At 71.0% G+C, this 14888-nt stretch carries 10 protein-coding genes; 6 read left to right on the forward strand and 4 right to left on the reverse strand.

Annotated features, from left to right (window positions below; genetic code table 11):
* Positions 1–84 precede the first annotated feature (84 nt).
* Entirely contained in the window at positions 85–945 is an 861-nt protein-coding gene (locus QE388_RS14015) for a PHP domain-containing protein (protein WP_307385892.1), read from the forward strand.
* A 191-nt stretch (positions 946–1136) separates the two neighbouring features.
* On the opposite strand, the gene QE388_RS14020 is transcribed toward QE388_RS14015, so the two are convergent.
* The gene (locus QE388_RS14020) at positions 1137–2600 is read right to left on the reverse strand and encodes a DEAD/DEAH box helicase (protein ID WP_307385894.1); all 1464 of its coding nucleotides are present in this window, start codon (positions 2598–2600) and stop codon (positions 1137–1139) included.
* Between the two features lie 150 nt (positions 2601–2750).
* Here QE388_RS14020 and QE388_RS14025 point away from each other — a divergent pair, with 150 nt between their 5' ends.
* A complete protein-coding gene (locus tag QE388_RS14025) occupies positions 2751–3467 on the forward strand; it encodes a ferritin-like fold-containing protein (protein ID WP_058596627.1) in 717 nt (238 codons plus the stop codon).
* Positions 3468–3521: 54 nt separating this feature from the next.
* Here QE388_RS14025 and QE388_RS14030 read toward each other — a convergent pair whose 3' ends face one another.
* Both QE388_RS14030 and QE388_RS14035 read right to left on the reverse strand, forming a co-directional pair.
* Positions 3522–3809 carry a hypothetical protein gene (locus tag QE388_RS14030; RefSeq protein WP_307385895.1) on the reverse strand — a complete coding sequence of 96 codons (288 nt, stop codon included), beginning with the start codon at positions 3807–3809 and terminating at the stop codon, positions 3522–3524.
* 10 nt (positions 3810–3819) lie between these two features.
* On the reverse strand, positions 3820–4044 hold the full coding sequence (locus QE388_RS14035; protein WP_058596625.1) for a DUF3107 domain-containing protein: 225 nt from the start codon (positions 4042–4044) through the stop codon (positions 3820–3822).
* 200 nt (positions 4045–4244) lie between these two features.
* Here QE388_RS14035 and QE388_RS14040 point away from each other — a divergent pair, with 200 nt between their 5' ends.
* Positions 4245–7367, forward strand: coding sequence for an ATP-dependent DNA helicase (locus QE388_RS14040; protein ID WP_307385897.1), 3123 nt, complete (start codon positions 4245–4247; stop codon positions 7365–7367).
* Positions 7364–10651 (forward strand): ATP-dependent DNA helicase, encoded by a 3288-nt coding sequence (locus QE388_RS14045; RefSeq protein WP_307385900.1) that lies wholly within the window; start codon positions 7364–7366, stop codon positions 10649–10651. The genes QE388_RS14040 and QE388_RS14045 overlap by 4 nt, the downstream gene beginning before the upstream one ends.
* Positions 10652–10667: 16 nt before the next feature.
* Here the strand turns inward: QE388_RS14045 and QE388_RS14050 are convergent, their stop codons facing one another.
* Positions 10668–12095, reverse strand: a complete 1428-nt coding sequence (locus QE388_RS14050; RefSeq protein WP_275800545.1) for an aminoglycoside phosphotransferase — start codon at positions 12093–12095, stop codon at positions 10668–10670.
* Between the two features lie 64 nt (positions 12096–12159).
* Here QE388_RS14050 and nudC point away from each other — a divergent pair, with 64 nt between their 5' ends.
* Positions 12160–13086 carry an NAD(+) diphosphatase gene (nudC, locus tag QE388_RS14055; RefSeq protein WP_275800546.1) on the forward strand — a complete coding sequence of 309 codons (927 nt, stop codon included), beginning with the start codon at positions 12160–12162 and terminating at the stop codon, positions 13084–13086.
* A complete protein-coding gene (locus QE388_RS14060) occupies positions 13083–14837 on the forward strand; it encodes an ATP-dependent helicase (protein ID WP_307385902.1) in 1755 nt (584 codons plus the stop codon). The genes nudC and QE388_RS14060 overlap by 4 nt, the downstream gene beginning before the upstream one ends.
* The last annotated feature ends 51 nt before the right edge of the window (positions 14838–14888 follow it).

Raw genomic sequence — 14888 nt, forward strand, 5'->3', positions numbered from 1 at the left:
TCGTTCGCGCCCGCGCTTTCGCCCGCGCATTCGCCCGCGTGGTCGCGCCCGGCCCGCAGCGCGGAGCCGCGCTAGGCTCGACGGGTGGAGCATGAGCGTCGATTCGAGGGGCCGAGCGACCTGCACCTCCACTCGACGCACTCCGACGGCACGGAGTCACCGGCTCTGGTCGTGGCGGCCGCGCACCGGCACGGTCTGCGGACCGCGGCGCTCACGGATCACGACACCACGTCCGGATGGGCGGAGGCCGCCGATGCCGCCACCTCGCTCGGGATGACCTTCGTGCCGGGGATGGAACTCTCGGCTCGTCATCGGTGGCGCAGCGTCCACGTGCTCGCCTACCTCGTCGACCCCGACGACGCGGACCTGCGGGCGATGACCGATCGCATCCGCTCGTCGCGTCTGGACCGCGCGCAGATCATGGCGGAGCGGATTTCGCGCGACTATGACATCGCGTGGGACGACATCGTCGCGCAGACGACGGATGGTGCGACGGTGGGCCGACCGCACATCGCGGATGCGCTCGTGGCCCGGGGAATCGTCGCCGATCGAACCGAGGCGTTCGCGGGCATCCTGCATCCCGCGAACGACTACTACGTCGCTCTGTACGCACCCGACCCGGTGACCGCCGTCGAACTGGTGGTCGCGGCGGGCGGGGTGCCGATCGTCGCGCACCCGGCCGGTCGTTCACTGCTGCCCGACAGCGTCACCGCGGCGATGCTCGACGCCGGACTCGCCGGGTTCGAGCTCGCCCATCGCGAGAACCTCCCCGAACCGACCGCGCTGCTGGCCGAGCTCGCCACCGAGCGCGATCTGATCGTGACCGGCTCGAGCGACTACCACGGCCTCGGCAAGCCGAACGTCCCGGGGGAGAACACCACCTCCGACGAGATGGTCGCGCGCATCTTCGCGCTCGGTCGCGGCACGGCGCCGGTCTTCCCGTAGCCGTCGAGGTTTGGCCGGCCCGGCTCACGCATAAACGCCGTTCACTCACGGAAACGCGTGGAGCACGTGTTTCCGTGAGTGGATCGCGTTTATGGGTGCATGGCGGGGTGCCTGCGGCGCGGCGGGCGGATGCCAGGGGCCGGGCACGCGAACGGCGCCGGTCCGCGAGGGACCGGCGCCGCATCGGGGCGTCAGGCGACGGGGGCGGACGGAGCGCCGGAGCTCCCGCCGCTGCGGCGACGGCGGCGGCGGCGCGGAGCCGCGTTGCCGTCGTGGTGCTCCTTGCCGGCGCCGTCGTGCGTACCGGCTCCGCCCTCGGCCCGCGACGCGCTCTCGGAGTCGGAACCCGCGGCGGCAGCCGTCGCGCCGGACGATCCGCCGCGACGGCGGCGACGACGCGGAGCGCGTTCGCCCTCGGCATCCGGAGTGTCGTTCTTCTTCTCGGGCCTCGGGGCGATGGCCTTGGGAGCCGTCACGAGGCGACCCTTCGTGCCCTCGGGGATGTTGAGGTCGGTGTAGAGGTGCGGGCTCGACGAGTAGGTCTCGGTGGGCTCGGGCTGACCGAACTCGAGCGCGCGGTTGATGAGCGCCCACTTGTGCACGTCGTCCCAGTCGACGAAGGTCACGGCGATGCCGGTGCGGCCCGCACGGCCGGTGCGGCCGGCGCGGTGCAGGTAGGTCTTCTCGTCGTCGGGGATCGTGTGGTTGATCACGTGGGTGACGTCGTTGACGTCGATGCCGCGGGCGGCGACGTCCGTGGCGATGAGCACGTCCTTCTTGCCCGCCTTGAACGCGGCCATCGAGCGCTCGCGCGCCTCCTGGCTCATGTCGCCGTGGACGGCCGCGGCGTTGAAGCCGCGGTCGCCGAGCTCATCGACGAGCTTCTGTGCGGCGCGCTTCGTGCGCGTGAAGATGACGGCCTTCTCGCGCCCCTCGGACTGCAGGATGCGGGCGATGACCTCGTCCTTGTCGAGCGAGTGCGCGCGGTACACGAGGTGCTTGATGTTCGCTTGCGTGAGGCCCTCGTCGGGGTCGTTGGCGCGCATGTGGATGGGGTTCGACATGAAGCGGCGGGCGAGCGCCACGATCGGACCCGGCATGGTCGCCGAGAACAGCTGCGTGTGACGCACGGCCGGAACCTTGGAGAAGATCTTCTCGATGTCGGCGAGGAAGCCGAGGTCGAGCATCTTGTCGGCCTCGTCGAGGACGACCTCGGTCGCGTGCGAGAGGTCGAGCAGGCGCTGGTTGGCGAGGTCGATGAGGCGGCCCGGGGTGCCGACGACGATCTGCGCGCCGGCCTTGAGCTGGTCGATCTGGCCCTCGTACGCCTTGCCGCCGTAGATCGCCACGACGCTGGTGGGGCGGTTCGAGGTGAGCATGTCCATGTCTTCGAAGACCTGGACGGCCAGCTCACGCGTCGGGACCACGATCAGCGCCTTGACACCGGGCTCGGGGTTCGGCCCGAGGCGCTGGACGACCGGGATGCCGAATCCGAACGTCTTGCCCGTACCGGTCTTGGCCTGACCGATGATGTCCTGGCCGGGGAGGCCGAGGGGGATCGTCTGCTCCTGGATCGGGAAGGCCTCGGTGATGCCTTTGGATGCCAGGGCATCGACGATGTCCTGATCGACGCCGAGGTCGGCGAATGTCGTCATGAGCGTGCCTGTTCCGGCGGTGAGAAACCGCCTGGGGAGTCGGATCCACGCCCTCCACTCGTCCACAGGCGCGGGGCCCCGATCCATCGCCGGGGCGTGTCCACTCTACCCAACAGTGTTTCGCACGCCCCCGACGCCTAGGCTGTAGGCGTGTTCGAGTGGTTCCGTCGTCGTCAGCGCCCGGTCGGTCGAACGCTGCAGTTGCGCTCGCGCGGAGACCTCGGCGAGGCCCTGCGCGTCGATTTCGCGGAGCTCGCTCCCGAGATCGAGACCTTCCTCGGACAGGCCGCGTACCTGCAGCTCGGGTTCTTCGAGACGCTCAGCGAGCTCATCGCGCTCACGCCGGAGCTCGCCGAGAAGGAGTCGCTCTCGCGCGCGGCCGGCGCGGCACTGATCAAGCATCAGGAGCTCGTGGGGCTGATCCGCGAGCGGGGAGCCGACCCGACGCAGCTCATGCTGCCGTTCCGCGAGTCGCTCGACGCCTTCCGGCGCAACACCCACGGGGTGCGTCCGCAGGAGACGATGCTCTCGGTCCACATCACGGCCGGCATGCTCGACGACTTCTACCTCGCGCTGTCATCGAGCTACGGCGACACCGGCCGCCGCGTCGCGCGCATCCTGCAGGCGGACGACGATCGGCAGGCCATCGTCGACATCCTCGGTGCGGCGATCGAGAGCGACGAAGAGTGGCGTTGGCTGCTCGCGCTCTGGGGGCGGCGCCTGGTGGGGGACACCTTGCTCGTCGCGCGGGCGGCGCTGCGGCATCCGCGACTCGACCGGGCCGAAGAAGCGAAGGTCGAACCCGTGTTCACCGAGCTCATGGGCGCCCACGCGCGACGAATGGATGCCATGGGCCTGGCGGCCTGACGCGGGGACGTCCGGCTTCGGTCGACGATTCGAGAAGACGCCTGCGACGCCGAGTCAGATGCCCAGGCGGGCGCGATCGGCGTCGTCGCGCCGAAGGCGGATGCGAGACACCAATGGCACGAGCACGATGGTCGTCAGCACGGGCGCCGCGATCGCGGCGAGCCACAGGATCGGTGACTCGACGGTGAGCCCCGCCCACGTGAGCGCAGTCCACGTCACACCCGATGCCGCCGCACCCGCGAGGGGCGCCACGGCGACACCCCGGACGTCGCGGTGCGGCAGCGCGAAGTGGACACCGAGGCCGACGACCGCTCCGATGATCAGGCCGAGGAGGATCTGCATGCGGCGGGTGTCAGGCGACGAAGCCCACGCGGCGGGACTCTTCGGTGCCCAGCTCGACGAAAGCGAGGTTCGCGGTCGGCACGATGTAGGAGTTGCCCTTGACATCGGTGAACGTCACGTGGCTCGCGGAGCTGTCGAGGGCGGAAGCGACCGACGACTTCACGACATCGGAGCTCTCGTTGGTCTCGAAGCTCAGCTCGCGGCCGGTGTTGGTGATGCCGATGCGGATCTCCACGATGCGTCCTTTCCACCCGGGTCGCGGTCGGCCCGGCGTGCTCTTCGACTCTAGGGCAGCCCTCCGACAGGGAGCCGCGCCCGAGGCGTCGCTTCGCGGACGGCGAACGCACGCTCGTGAAGACGCGGGGTGCGGGCGTGCGACCCGGTCCGGAGCGTCGGAGAGAGTCGATGTCGGAAGCCGCGGCTAGCGTGGAAGACATGCTCGATCGCGACACCTCGCCGCCCGTCCTCGACCGGGATCAGCGTGAGGTCGTCGAGGGGGACGCCGGGCGGAGCGGGGTCGTCGTCGGTGCGCCCGGATCGGGCAAGACCTCGACGCTCGTCGCGCGCGTGCGGCACCTCGTGGAATCCGGGGTGGATCCGGATCACATCCTCGTTTTGACGCCGACACGGCCCGCAGCGACGGCGCTGCGTGACCCCCTCGCCCTCGCGGTAGGACGGGCGACTTCGGGAGCGCTGGCGCGCTCGCTGGCCTCGTTCGCGTTCCAGCTGGTGCGCGGAGCAGAGGTGCGCCGGGGCGATGAGCCGCCGCAGTTGCTGACCGGCGGAGACGAAGACCAGATCGTGAAAGACCTGCTCGACGGCGACGCCGCAGACGAGGCCGAGGGCTTCTCGCGCTGGCCGGACTGGCTCGGCCCCGCGATCCGGGCGACCCGCGGCTTCCGCGGCGACCTCCGTGCCTTCCTCGCGGAGTGCACCAATCTCGGTCTCAGCCCCGACGACCTGTCGGCCCTGGCCACGCATCACCACGTGGAGGTGTGGGAGTCGTTGGCCTCGTTCACGCGTGAGTATCGCCATGTCCGGCGACGGATGCGCGGTGCGCACCGGGACGCCGCGGATCTCGCCCGCGAAGCCGTCGGCATCCTGAGCGAGGCGGTGCGCGATCGCGAGATGCTGGGGCGGTTCGCGGCGCTCCGATGCATTCTCGTGGACGATGCACAGGAGCTCACCAGCGGCGGGGTCGACCTCCTGCGGGTGTGCCGTGCGCTCGGGATCGGCGTGGTCGCGTTCGGCGATCCCGATGTCGGTTCGGGAGCGTTCCGCGGAGCGACGCCCGAGAACTTCGCGCGGCTCACCCGGGAGCTGGGAGACCTCGCGACGCTCGGAACGGTGCACAGGGGAACCCCCGAGCAGGTCGATCTCGTGCGCACGGCGGCCGCACGCATCGGTGCGGCGGGCATTGTGGCCCACAGACGCGCCCCCGAGGGTGCCGCACCGACCGGGTCCGTCCGCACGTTCCTCCTGCGGTCGCCGGCCGAAGAGGCCGACGCCATCGCCCGCCTGCTCCGCGAACGCCACGTGCTCGATGGAGTGCCGTGGGCGGCATGCGCCGTGATCGCCCACGATTCGCGGCAGGTCGCGGCCCTCGAAGCCGAACTCGCCGCTCGAGAGGTGCCGGCACGGTCGAGCGGCCCGGGCGTCGCTCTCGGCGCCCAGCGGCCCGTACGCGATCTCGTCGCACTCGTCGAGCTGGGTGCGGCGGACCCCCTCGACTGGTCGCCGGAGTCGATCGGCGATGCGCTGCTCGGGACCTTCGGCGGCTTCGACCCCATCGAACTCCGTCGACTGCGCACCGAACTCCGGCACCGGGAGCTGCAGGAGGGCGGTACCCGCTCGGCGGGCGAGGTTCTCGCGTCGGGCCTTCGGCATCCCCTCGAGTTCGCGTCGATCGACTCGCGAGAGGCGCGCCGGGCGGCCCGGCTCGCGGAGACGCTCGCGGTCCTGCGGAGACAGTCGGCGGAGCACGCGACGGCGCACGAGCTGCTGTGGACGGCGTGGGAGCGCAGTGGGCTCGCGCGCTCGTGGCGCGAGACGGCGCGCGGGCAGGGGCCGCTCGCGGAGCAGGCGGATCGCGACCTGGACGCGGTGGTGGCGCTGTTCCAAGCGGCGAAACGCTTCACCGAACGCGAACCCGACGGAGAAGCGGCCGTCTTCCTCCGGGCGATCCTCGACAGCGACGTCGCCGAAGACCGCATCGAGCAGCCCGCGGTGATCGACGCCGTGCGCGTCCTCACGCCCGCGGCCGCCGCGGGAACCGCGTTCGACACCGTGATCGTCGCCGGCGTGCAGGACGGGATCTGGCCGAACACGCGCTTGCGTGGCGGATTGCTGGAGACGTGGCGTCTCGCCGACGCGGTGCAGTTCCCCGACCTGCCCGCGGCGGGCATGCTCGACCGCCGTCGGTCGGCGATGCACGACGAACTGCGGCTGTTCGTCCGCGCGATCTCCCGCGCCGGGACCCAGCTCATCGTGACCGCCGTCGACGACGACGACACCGGGCCGAGCGTGTTGTTCGAGATGCTGCCCACGCCGGAGCCGGCATCCGCAATCCCCGAGCATCCGCTGTCGCTGCGGGGACTCGTCGCCCGGCACCGTCGGGCGCTGACCGTGCCTCGCGTCCCGGCCGCGGAACGTCGCCATGCCGCCGGTCAGCTCGCGCTGCTCGCCGCCGCCGATGTCGCGGGGGCCGCGCCGGAACAGTGGTACGGCGTCGCCGCGCCCACCTCGACGGCACCCCTGCGAGACCTCACGCGCGAAGACGTGCGCGTTTCGCCCTCGCGGCTGCACACGCTCGAAGAGTGCGAGCTGAACTGGGTGATCGCCGACCTCGGCGGTGACCGCAGCGGCACGACGGCGGGCATCGGCACGATCATCCACGCGGCCCTCGAGACGGCGGCATCCACGTCCGAGGACGATCTCTGGGCGGTGGTCGAGGAGCGGTGGGGAGAGCTGGTCTTCGATGCCGCCTGGCGGGAGCGCGCCGAGCGGACGCGCGCACGCGACCTCGTCAGGCGCCTTGCGACGTATCTTCGTCGCTTCGACGATGCCGGGGGTCGGCTCATCGGCGCGGAGCGCCACTTCGAGGTTCCGATTCCGATCGACGATGCGGGTGTACACGGTGCGGTGGTCAGTGGCGATATCGACCGTGTCGAGGTGTCAGCGTCCGGACAGGTGGTGATCGTCGACCTCAAGACGGGGAAGAACGAACCGCAGACGGATGCCAAGGTCGCCGACAACCCGCAGCTGGCGGCGTACCAGTTGGCGTTCGCCTCGGGGGCGATCGAGAACACCGGAGGTCTGACGCCCGGAGGTGCGAAACTCCTCGTCCTGCGACCCAGTGCGGTCACGAAGGACTACGCCGAGCCGCTTCAGCCGCCATTCGACGACCAGGCGCGCACCGCGTTCGTCGAGCGGGTGCAGAGGGCGGTCGGCGTGATGAGGGGCGGAACGTTCGCCGCTCCCTACGAGGTCCACTGCCGCGATGAATTCTCGTACGGACTCTGCCGCATCCACACGGTGTCGGCGGTGAGCGCCTCGTGAGCCCGACACTCTCCGCAGCGACGATCGCCGCGGCGCTGGGTCAGTTTCCGCCCACGCCCGAGCAGACCGCCGTCATCGAATCGCCGTTGGCCCCGGCGCTCGTCGTGGCCGGAGCGGGAAGCGGAAAGACCGAGACGATGGCGGGGCGCGTCGTCTGGCTGGTCGCCAACGGCATCGTCCGTCGTGACGAAGTGCTCGGCCTGACCTTCACGCGCAAGGCGGCGGGCGAACTGGCCGAACGCATCCAACGGCGCCTCCAGAGGCTCTCGGAGTTCGAGACGCGCGGTCTTCTGCCCCTGCTGCCGCACCTGCATGCCGCCGGGCGCCTCGCGGTCTTCGCCGAGCTCGCCTCTCGGGACGGAGCGCGGGGCGACGCGGCGCGACGCGAGGTCCTCGATGCCCTCGCCGACGAGTTCGCGGCACCCGCCACGGGCGACGGCGACGGCGACCAGCTGCTGCACCGTCCGACCGTCTCGACCTACAACAGCTTCGCCGATTCTCTCGTTCGCGAGCACGGGCTGCGGATCGGGCGCGACGCCGAGTCCGCGATCCTCTCCGAGTCCGCGGCGTGGCTTCTGATGCGACGAGTGGTCTTCATGTCCGACGACCCGCGACTCGAGGAGCGGCAGGAGTCGCCCCGCACCCTGATCGACGCCGCGCTACGCATCGCGCGCGACGGAGTGGACAACCTCGTCGACCTCGAACGCCTCGCCGCCTTCCCCGATGAGTTCGGCCGTATCGTCGAGAGACCCTCCACTTCGGCGCGCGTCACCGTCTACAAAGACGTCGCCGACGCGGCCGCGCGCGTGTCCGCCCTCGGTCTGCTCGCGACCCTCGCCGCGGACTACGACCGAGAGAAGACCCGGCTGGGTGTCATGGACTTCGCCGATCAGGTGGCCGGTGCGCTGCGGATCGTCCGAGAGCACCCCGCCGTCGTGTCCGAACTGCGGTCGCGTTACCGCGTCGTTCTCCTCGACGAGTACCAGGACACCTCGGTCGTCCAGACAGATCTGCTCTCGACCCTCTTCGCGGGCACGGGCGTGATGGCCGTCGGCGACCCCCATCAGGCGATCTATGCGTGGCGTGGCGCGAGCGCCGGCAACCTGGGCGGATTCCCCGCCGCGTTCTCTCCGGACGGGGGATGCCGACACTTCTCGCTGCTGACCAGTTGGCGCAACAGCGCGCGCGTCCTCGACGTCGCCAACGCCGTCCTCGCTCCCCTCGCGGACCGATCGCCCGTCGCGGTCGAGGCGCTCCGTGCGCGCCCGGGTGCGCCGGACGGCCTGGTCGAACTCGTCTTCGAGAACGATCTCGACACCGAGGCGGATCGCGTCGCGTCGTGGTTCGCCGGCGTGCGCGCTACCCGACAGGCTCAGAATCTCGGCACGACCGGAGCAATCCTGTTCCGCAGCAAGAAGCACATGGTGCGTTTCGGCGACGCGCTCGGACGCCGTGGCATCCCGCACCGGATCCTCGGGCTCGGCGGCCTGCTGACGACGCCCGAGGTCGTCGACGTCGTGTCCGCCCTGCGCGTGATCAGCGACCCCGAGGCGGGTTCCGCGCTGATCCGCCTGTTGTCCGGACCGCGGTGGGCGGTGGGCCTGGCGGACCTGCGTGCGCTCGCCCAGCTCGCCCGGCGTCTCGCGACGCACGACGTCGCTCTGCGTCCGCTCGAGCGCGATGTCGTCGAGCGGCTGCGAGCCACGCCCGGTGGAGACAGCGCATCTCTCGTCGATGCGCTCGACTTCATCGCCCGGCAGAGTGACGATCACGGTTGGCTCTCCGACATCACGCCCGAAGGGCGGTCGCGTCTGCGCGAGGCCGGGGCGGTCTTCGCGGGCCTGCGGCGAAGCATCGGCGCCCCCATTCCCGAAATCATCCGCTTGATCGAAGCCGAACTCCGTCTCGACATCGAGCTCGCCGCCAACGAATCGCGCGGACCCGCGCGCATCGCCTCGGCGCAGTTGCGCGCGTTCGTCGACGAGATCCGCGGGTTCCTCGCCGCCGACGAGTCCGGTTCGGTGACGAGCCTCTTGGCCTGGCTCGACCACGCCGAACAGGCGGACGAGTTCGCGCCGCGCACCGAGCCGCCCGAAGACGACGTGGTCCAGCTCCTGACCATCCACGGGTCCAAGGGGCTGGAGTGGGATGCCGTCGCGGTCGTGCGTCTGGTCACGGACGAGCTTCCCTCGCTGCCGCGCGACACCAAGGGGTGGTTGGGGTTCGGCATCCTGCCCTCCGACTTCCGCGGCGATGCGGCGTGGCTGCCCGTTCTCGGGTGGAGGGGTGCCGAAACACAACAGGAGCTGAAGGCGGCCATCGACGACTTCGTCGCGGCGAATCGCGCGCGTCAGCTCGACGAGGACCGTCGTCTGGCCTACGTCGCCTTCACTCGCGCGCGCGATCACCTGCTGCTGTCGGGGTCCACGTGGTCGGGCACGAAGAAGCCGCGCCGGCCGAGCGTGTTCCTCGACGAGGCCGCGGAGGCCCTGGAGCTCGATCTCCCGGTGGGCGACGCGGGAGAAGACCCGTACGACGGGGAGCGGCGCCTGCTTCACTGGCCGCTCGACCCCCTCGGGTCTCGGCGCACGGCCGTGACGGCCGCGGCTGCGGACGTCGCAGCAGCGCGTAGCGCGGCGCCGGCAGAGCCGGATGCGGACCTCGCCCTACTCCTCGCCGAGCGCGCCGCGCGCTTGCAGCCGCTCCACGCCCCGGCGCCGACGCGTATCCCGGCGTCGCGATTCAAGGACTTCGTCGCCGACTACGGCGCGGCCGTCGACGAGGTCCGACGGCCGATGCCCGAGCGTCCGTACCGGCAGACGCGTCTCGGAACGCTGTTTCACGCCTGGGTCGAGCAGCGCTCAGGACTCGTGGGTGCCGGCCTCGGCCTGGACGACCAAGCCCTGTGGGATGACGACGAGTTCGGAGCGTCCGCCGCCGATGCGGCGGAACTTGCGCGGTTGCGCGAGTGTTTCGAACGGTCCGAGTGGGCGACCCTGCAGCCCCTCGAGGTCGAGACGGAGATCGATTTCGTCACGCGGCGCCTCGACGGCCGCGAACACGTCGTGATCTGCAAGCTCGACGCGGTCTACCGACGCGGCGACCGCTACGAGATCGTCGACTGGAAGACGGGGAAGCCGCCGGCCACGGCTGAGGACCGGCGGTCCCGCATGGTCCAGCTCGAGCTTTATCGGGAGGCGTATCACGCGAAGCACGGCATTCCACTCGATGCCATCGACGTCGTGCTGTTCTACGTCGGAGACGAGCTGGTCCTCCGCGGGTGATCTGCGCGCGGTGCGCTCAGACGTCGTCCCCCGTCACGCCCCAGCGACGCAGGGCCGCGCGGCTCGCCCGCGCGGCGTCTTCCTCGTCGTCGTGTGCCACGGCGTCGTCCGCGGCGGCGGCGTCAGCGCCGTCAGCAGCCGCGGCGTCGCCGCGAACGTCGAGTCCAGGGGCGTCCTTGGTCGAAGACTCGGCGTCCGACCGGTCCGTGCGCCACGGCGCGTCGGTCCACCCGTCGAGGTCGATCGGCGCGGTCGGACCGGGTTCCTCGCTGAGGGCCGGGGGCAGATCCACGGCGTCGGACGGGGCCGTCGCCCGGGGGAAGTCATCGTCTGCCAGAGCGGCGGCGAGACCGGCGGCCGCCGCCTCGCGGTCCCGCTCCGCGGAGAGGTAGAGCGAGAGGGCCTCGGGATCGTACGCGTCGGTCTGCATCGACGTGTCGACGCCCCCGATCACCGCCGGGGGGACCTTCTCGACGAGGGCGAGCGCGTCGTCGATGTCCGTGCGCGAGTCGGCCACGATGTGGTCGCCGCGGACGCCCTCGACCAACGACTCCAGGAGGGCGACGGCGTCCGACACGACCGCCGCGTCGCCGGCGTCGTACCCGTGGACGAGCCAGCGCGCGAACTCGAGCTCGGCGTACAGGCGCGCTCTCTCACGAAGAAGGGCGTCGGGGGAGCGGTCACCGGCGGCCGTGTAGCCGGCGAAGACATCGTCGGCGGCGAGGGGGGCGGATGCCAGCCACCGCAGGTCGATGGCGGGATCGCCGACGCTCAGCCCCGACCACTCGAGCACGCCGGTCACGTGCGGAATCTCGTCGTCGTCGTCTTCCAGCAGCACGGAGGAGCTCGTCCCACCCCCCAGGACCACGGCCGATTCGAAGCGCCACAGCTCGTCTTCGCGGAGCGCCTGCCGCCATCGCAGCATGAGACCGTCGGGAACGCGGTCCGTGCCGTCGGCGCGGTCGAGCAGGCGGGCCGTGTCGTCGCGTACCTGCTCGGGGGAGCGGACCGGAAGGCCGTCGGTGCGGACGATCGAAACGGGGAGCGCGTGAACGGCCGCGAACGCGCCGCCGATGGCCGGAGCGTAACCAGGACCCTTGGGCAGGTGCGCGGGGTCGATGCGATAGCCCTCGAGGTGGGTCGTGACGAGGACGCGGTCGATGCCGGATCCGTTCTCGCCGAGCACTTCGGGAACGGCGAAGGGGAGGAGGGCCCGCACCCCGGGGGTCAGCGCGTGCAGCGCGCGAGACTCGGCGGCGAGGTCCGACGCGAACTCCTCCGCGGAGGGGCGGCGCACGACAGCGGTCCGTCCGTCGTCGAGGTGGACGAGCGCGGCGTCGAAGCGGCCCGCGGCGTTCTCGGTGAGCGCTCCGACGCGCGTCACGCCGATCCGGGGGAGGGCCGCCGTCACCGACGCGGCTAGAGTGAGGGGCGAGCGGGCCATGCACCCAGGGTAGGTCGCGTGCTCGCTCCTTCCCCTTGCGCCACGCCCTTGAGAGAGGTGTTCGATGCCGCTGCCCGTTCCGGTGCCGCCCGATTCCCCGTCTCCCGCTCGATGGCCGGGCGGCGCGCTCGACAGGCGCGGAGACGAGCGCACCGCCGAGGATCTGCTGTCGCGCGAGCGCTCGGCATCCGGAACCCGTGTCCTGGCCGTGCGGGCAGACGCGTCGCCCGTCGACGACGGGCGTCTGGCGCTGCTCCGCACCGATGAGGTCGGGCAGGCGATCGAGTGGGCCTTTCTGGGGCGCGACGGGAACGATGACGCCCTCCTTCTCGCCGTCATCGATGACGACGACGACCTGCACCTCTCCCCGTCCGTCGAGTGGGGCAGACTCCGCAGCGTCGGGGGCGATCTGCCCGCGGACGAGTCGGAGATCTTCGCCACCGCGGTCGCCCTCGCCGGGTGGCTGCGCGACGCGCCGTTCTGCCCGGCGTGCGGAACGCGCACCGAGCTTCGTCATGCCGGGTGGTCGCGTCACTGTCCTCGCTGCGGACGGGAACACTTCCCGCGCACCGACCCCGCGGTGATCGTGCTGCTCTCGTCGGCGACCGATCCCGACCGGATCCTCCTCGGCGCGAATGCCGCGTGGGGCGGGGGTCGATACTCGTGTTTCGCCGGGTTCGCGGAAGCCGGTGAGTCACTGGAGGACGCGGTCGCGCGCGAGATCCTCGAGGAGGCCGGAGTACGCCTGCAGGACGTGCAGTACCGCGGCTCGCAGGTGTGGCCGTACCCGCGCTCGCTCATGCTCGGCTTCCGTGCCCGCATCCTCGACGACACCGAGGTCCGCGCCGACGGCGAGGAGATCGTCGAGGTCCGCTGGTTCGATCGGGAGCAGATCGGCGCGGCGCTGAGGGGGGAGGATGCCGTGCAGTTGCCCGGAACCTCTTCCATCGCCCGTCGGTTGATCGAGGACTGGTACGGGGGCGCCGCGTGACCTCCGACGCGCTCGACGGACTCGACGAGCACCAGCTGGAGGCGGCACGCGCTCTCCGCGGGCCGGTGTGCGTGCTGGCCGGGGCGGGAACCGGAAAGACTCGCGTGATCACGCGTCGCATCGCCCACGGTGTCGACACGGGTGCCTATTCGCCGCAGCGAGTGATGGCCGTAACTTTCACGGCGAAGGCCGCCGGTGAGATGCGCGGACGACTGCGAGCCCTGGGGGTCAACGGGGTGTCCGCTCGCACCTTCCACGCCGCCGCTCTCGCTCAGGTGAACTACTTCTGGCCGACGCTGGCCGCCGATCAGGCACCGTCGATCATCGACAACAAGGTGCGCATGCTCGCTCACGCCGCGGACGGCATCGGGCTCGCGCCCGACACCGCGACCCTGCGCGATGTGGCCGCTCAGATCGAGTGGCGCAAAGTGACGATGCGGTCCATCGAGCAGTACGCCGCGGCGCGTCCCGATGGGGTCGGACGACTGCGCGTGGAGCAGGTCGTCGACCTTCAGCGGGCGTACGAGAAGTTGAAGGACGAGCGCCGGCAGATGGACTTCGAGGATGTCCTCCTCACCTGCGCCGGCATGATCGAGGCGGAACCCCGTGTGGCCGCGGCGGTTCACGAGCAGTATCGACACTTCACCGTCGATGAGTTCCAGGACGTCTCGCCCCTGCAGAACCGTCTGCTCGAACTCTGGCTCGGCGATCGACGTGATCTGTGCGTCGTCGGTGACGCGAGCCAGACGATCTACTCGTTCACCGGGGCCGACGCCCGCTACCTCCTCGAGTTCGACCGGACGTACGACGACGCTCGTGTCGTCCGGCTCGAGCGCAACTACCGCTCCACCAGCGCGGTGCTCGCGGTGGCGAACGACCTCATGCGCGGCCGTGCCGGTGCGCTCGAGCTCGTCGCGGCGCACGACGGCGACGCCCCTGTCCCCGCGGTGTTCGCGTATGAGGATGACGAAGCCGAGGCCGCTGGGATCGCCGCCGAGGTCGCCGGGATCATCGCCGCCGGTGCCGATCCCGACAGCATCGCGATCCTCTATCGCTCGCACGCGCAGTCCGCGGTCGTCTTGAACGCTCTTTCGTCTCGTGGAATTGCGGCCACGGTGCTCGGCGGCCGCAAGTTCTTCGACATGCCGGAGGTGCGGCAGGCCTTGATGGCGCTGCGCGCCGCTTCCGTCGCTCCCGTGGAGACGGGCTTCCTGGCGACGGTCCGCGACGTCCTGCGCGGGGTCGGTCTGACGGACGATCCGCCGCAGGCGGGTGGGGCGCTCCGCGACGGCTGGGAGGCCCGCGCGGCGCTGCTACGTCTCGCGGAGGAAGCGGCTCCCGGCACCGACCTTCGTTCGTTCACCGATGATCTGCAGGCGCGGGCGCGCGACCAGCACGAGCCCGCGACGCGCACCGTCACCCTTTCGACCCTGCACGCGGCGAAGGGACTCGAATGGGAGCACGTCTTCCTCATCGGCGTGAGCGAGGGCCTTCTCCCGATTTCGTATGCCACCACGTTCGAAGCCGTCGACGAGGAGCGTCGTCTCGCGTACGTCGGTGTCACGAGAGCGGCGCGATCGCTGACGGTGAGCTGGGCTCGAGGTCGTGGCCGGGCGGATCGGGAGCCGTCGCGTTTCCTTCGAGAGATCGGCACCGGCAGTCTGCGCTCGGCCGATGGTCTTCCCAGACACGCCGGAGCGAGTCGACGCGCAGGCGCAGCGAGCGGGACGGGACGGCAGGCCGCGCGCTGAGCAGGTGCCGAGCGGCGCGTCCTGCCTCCGCGGCCAGAGCGACATCGGCGG

Origin of the sequence: Microbacterium sp. SORGH_AS_0969, from assembly GCF_030818255.1 — a bacterium.
Lineage (GTDB): Bacteria > Actinomycetota > Actinomycetes > Actinomycetales > Microbacteriaceae > Microbacterium.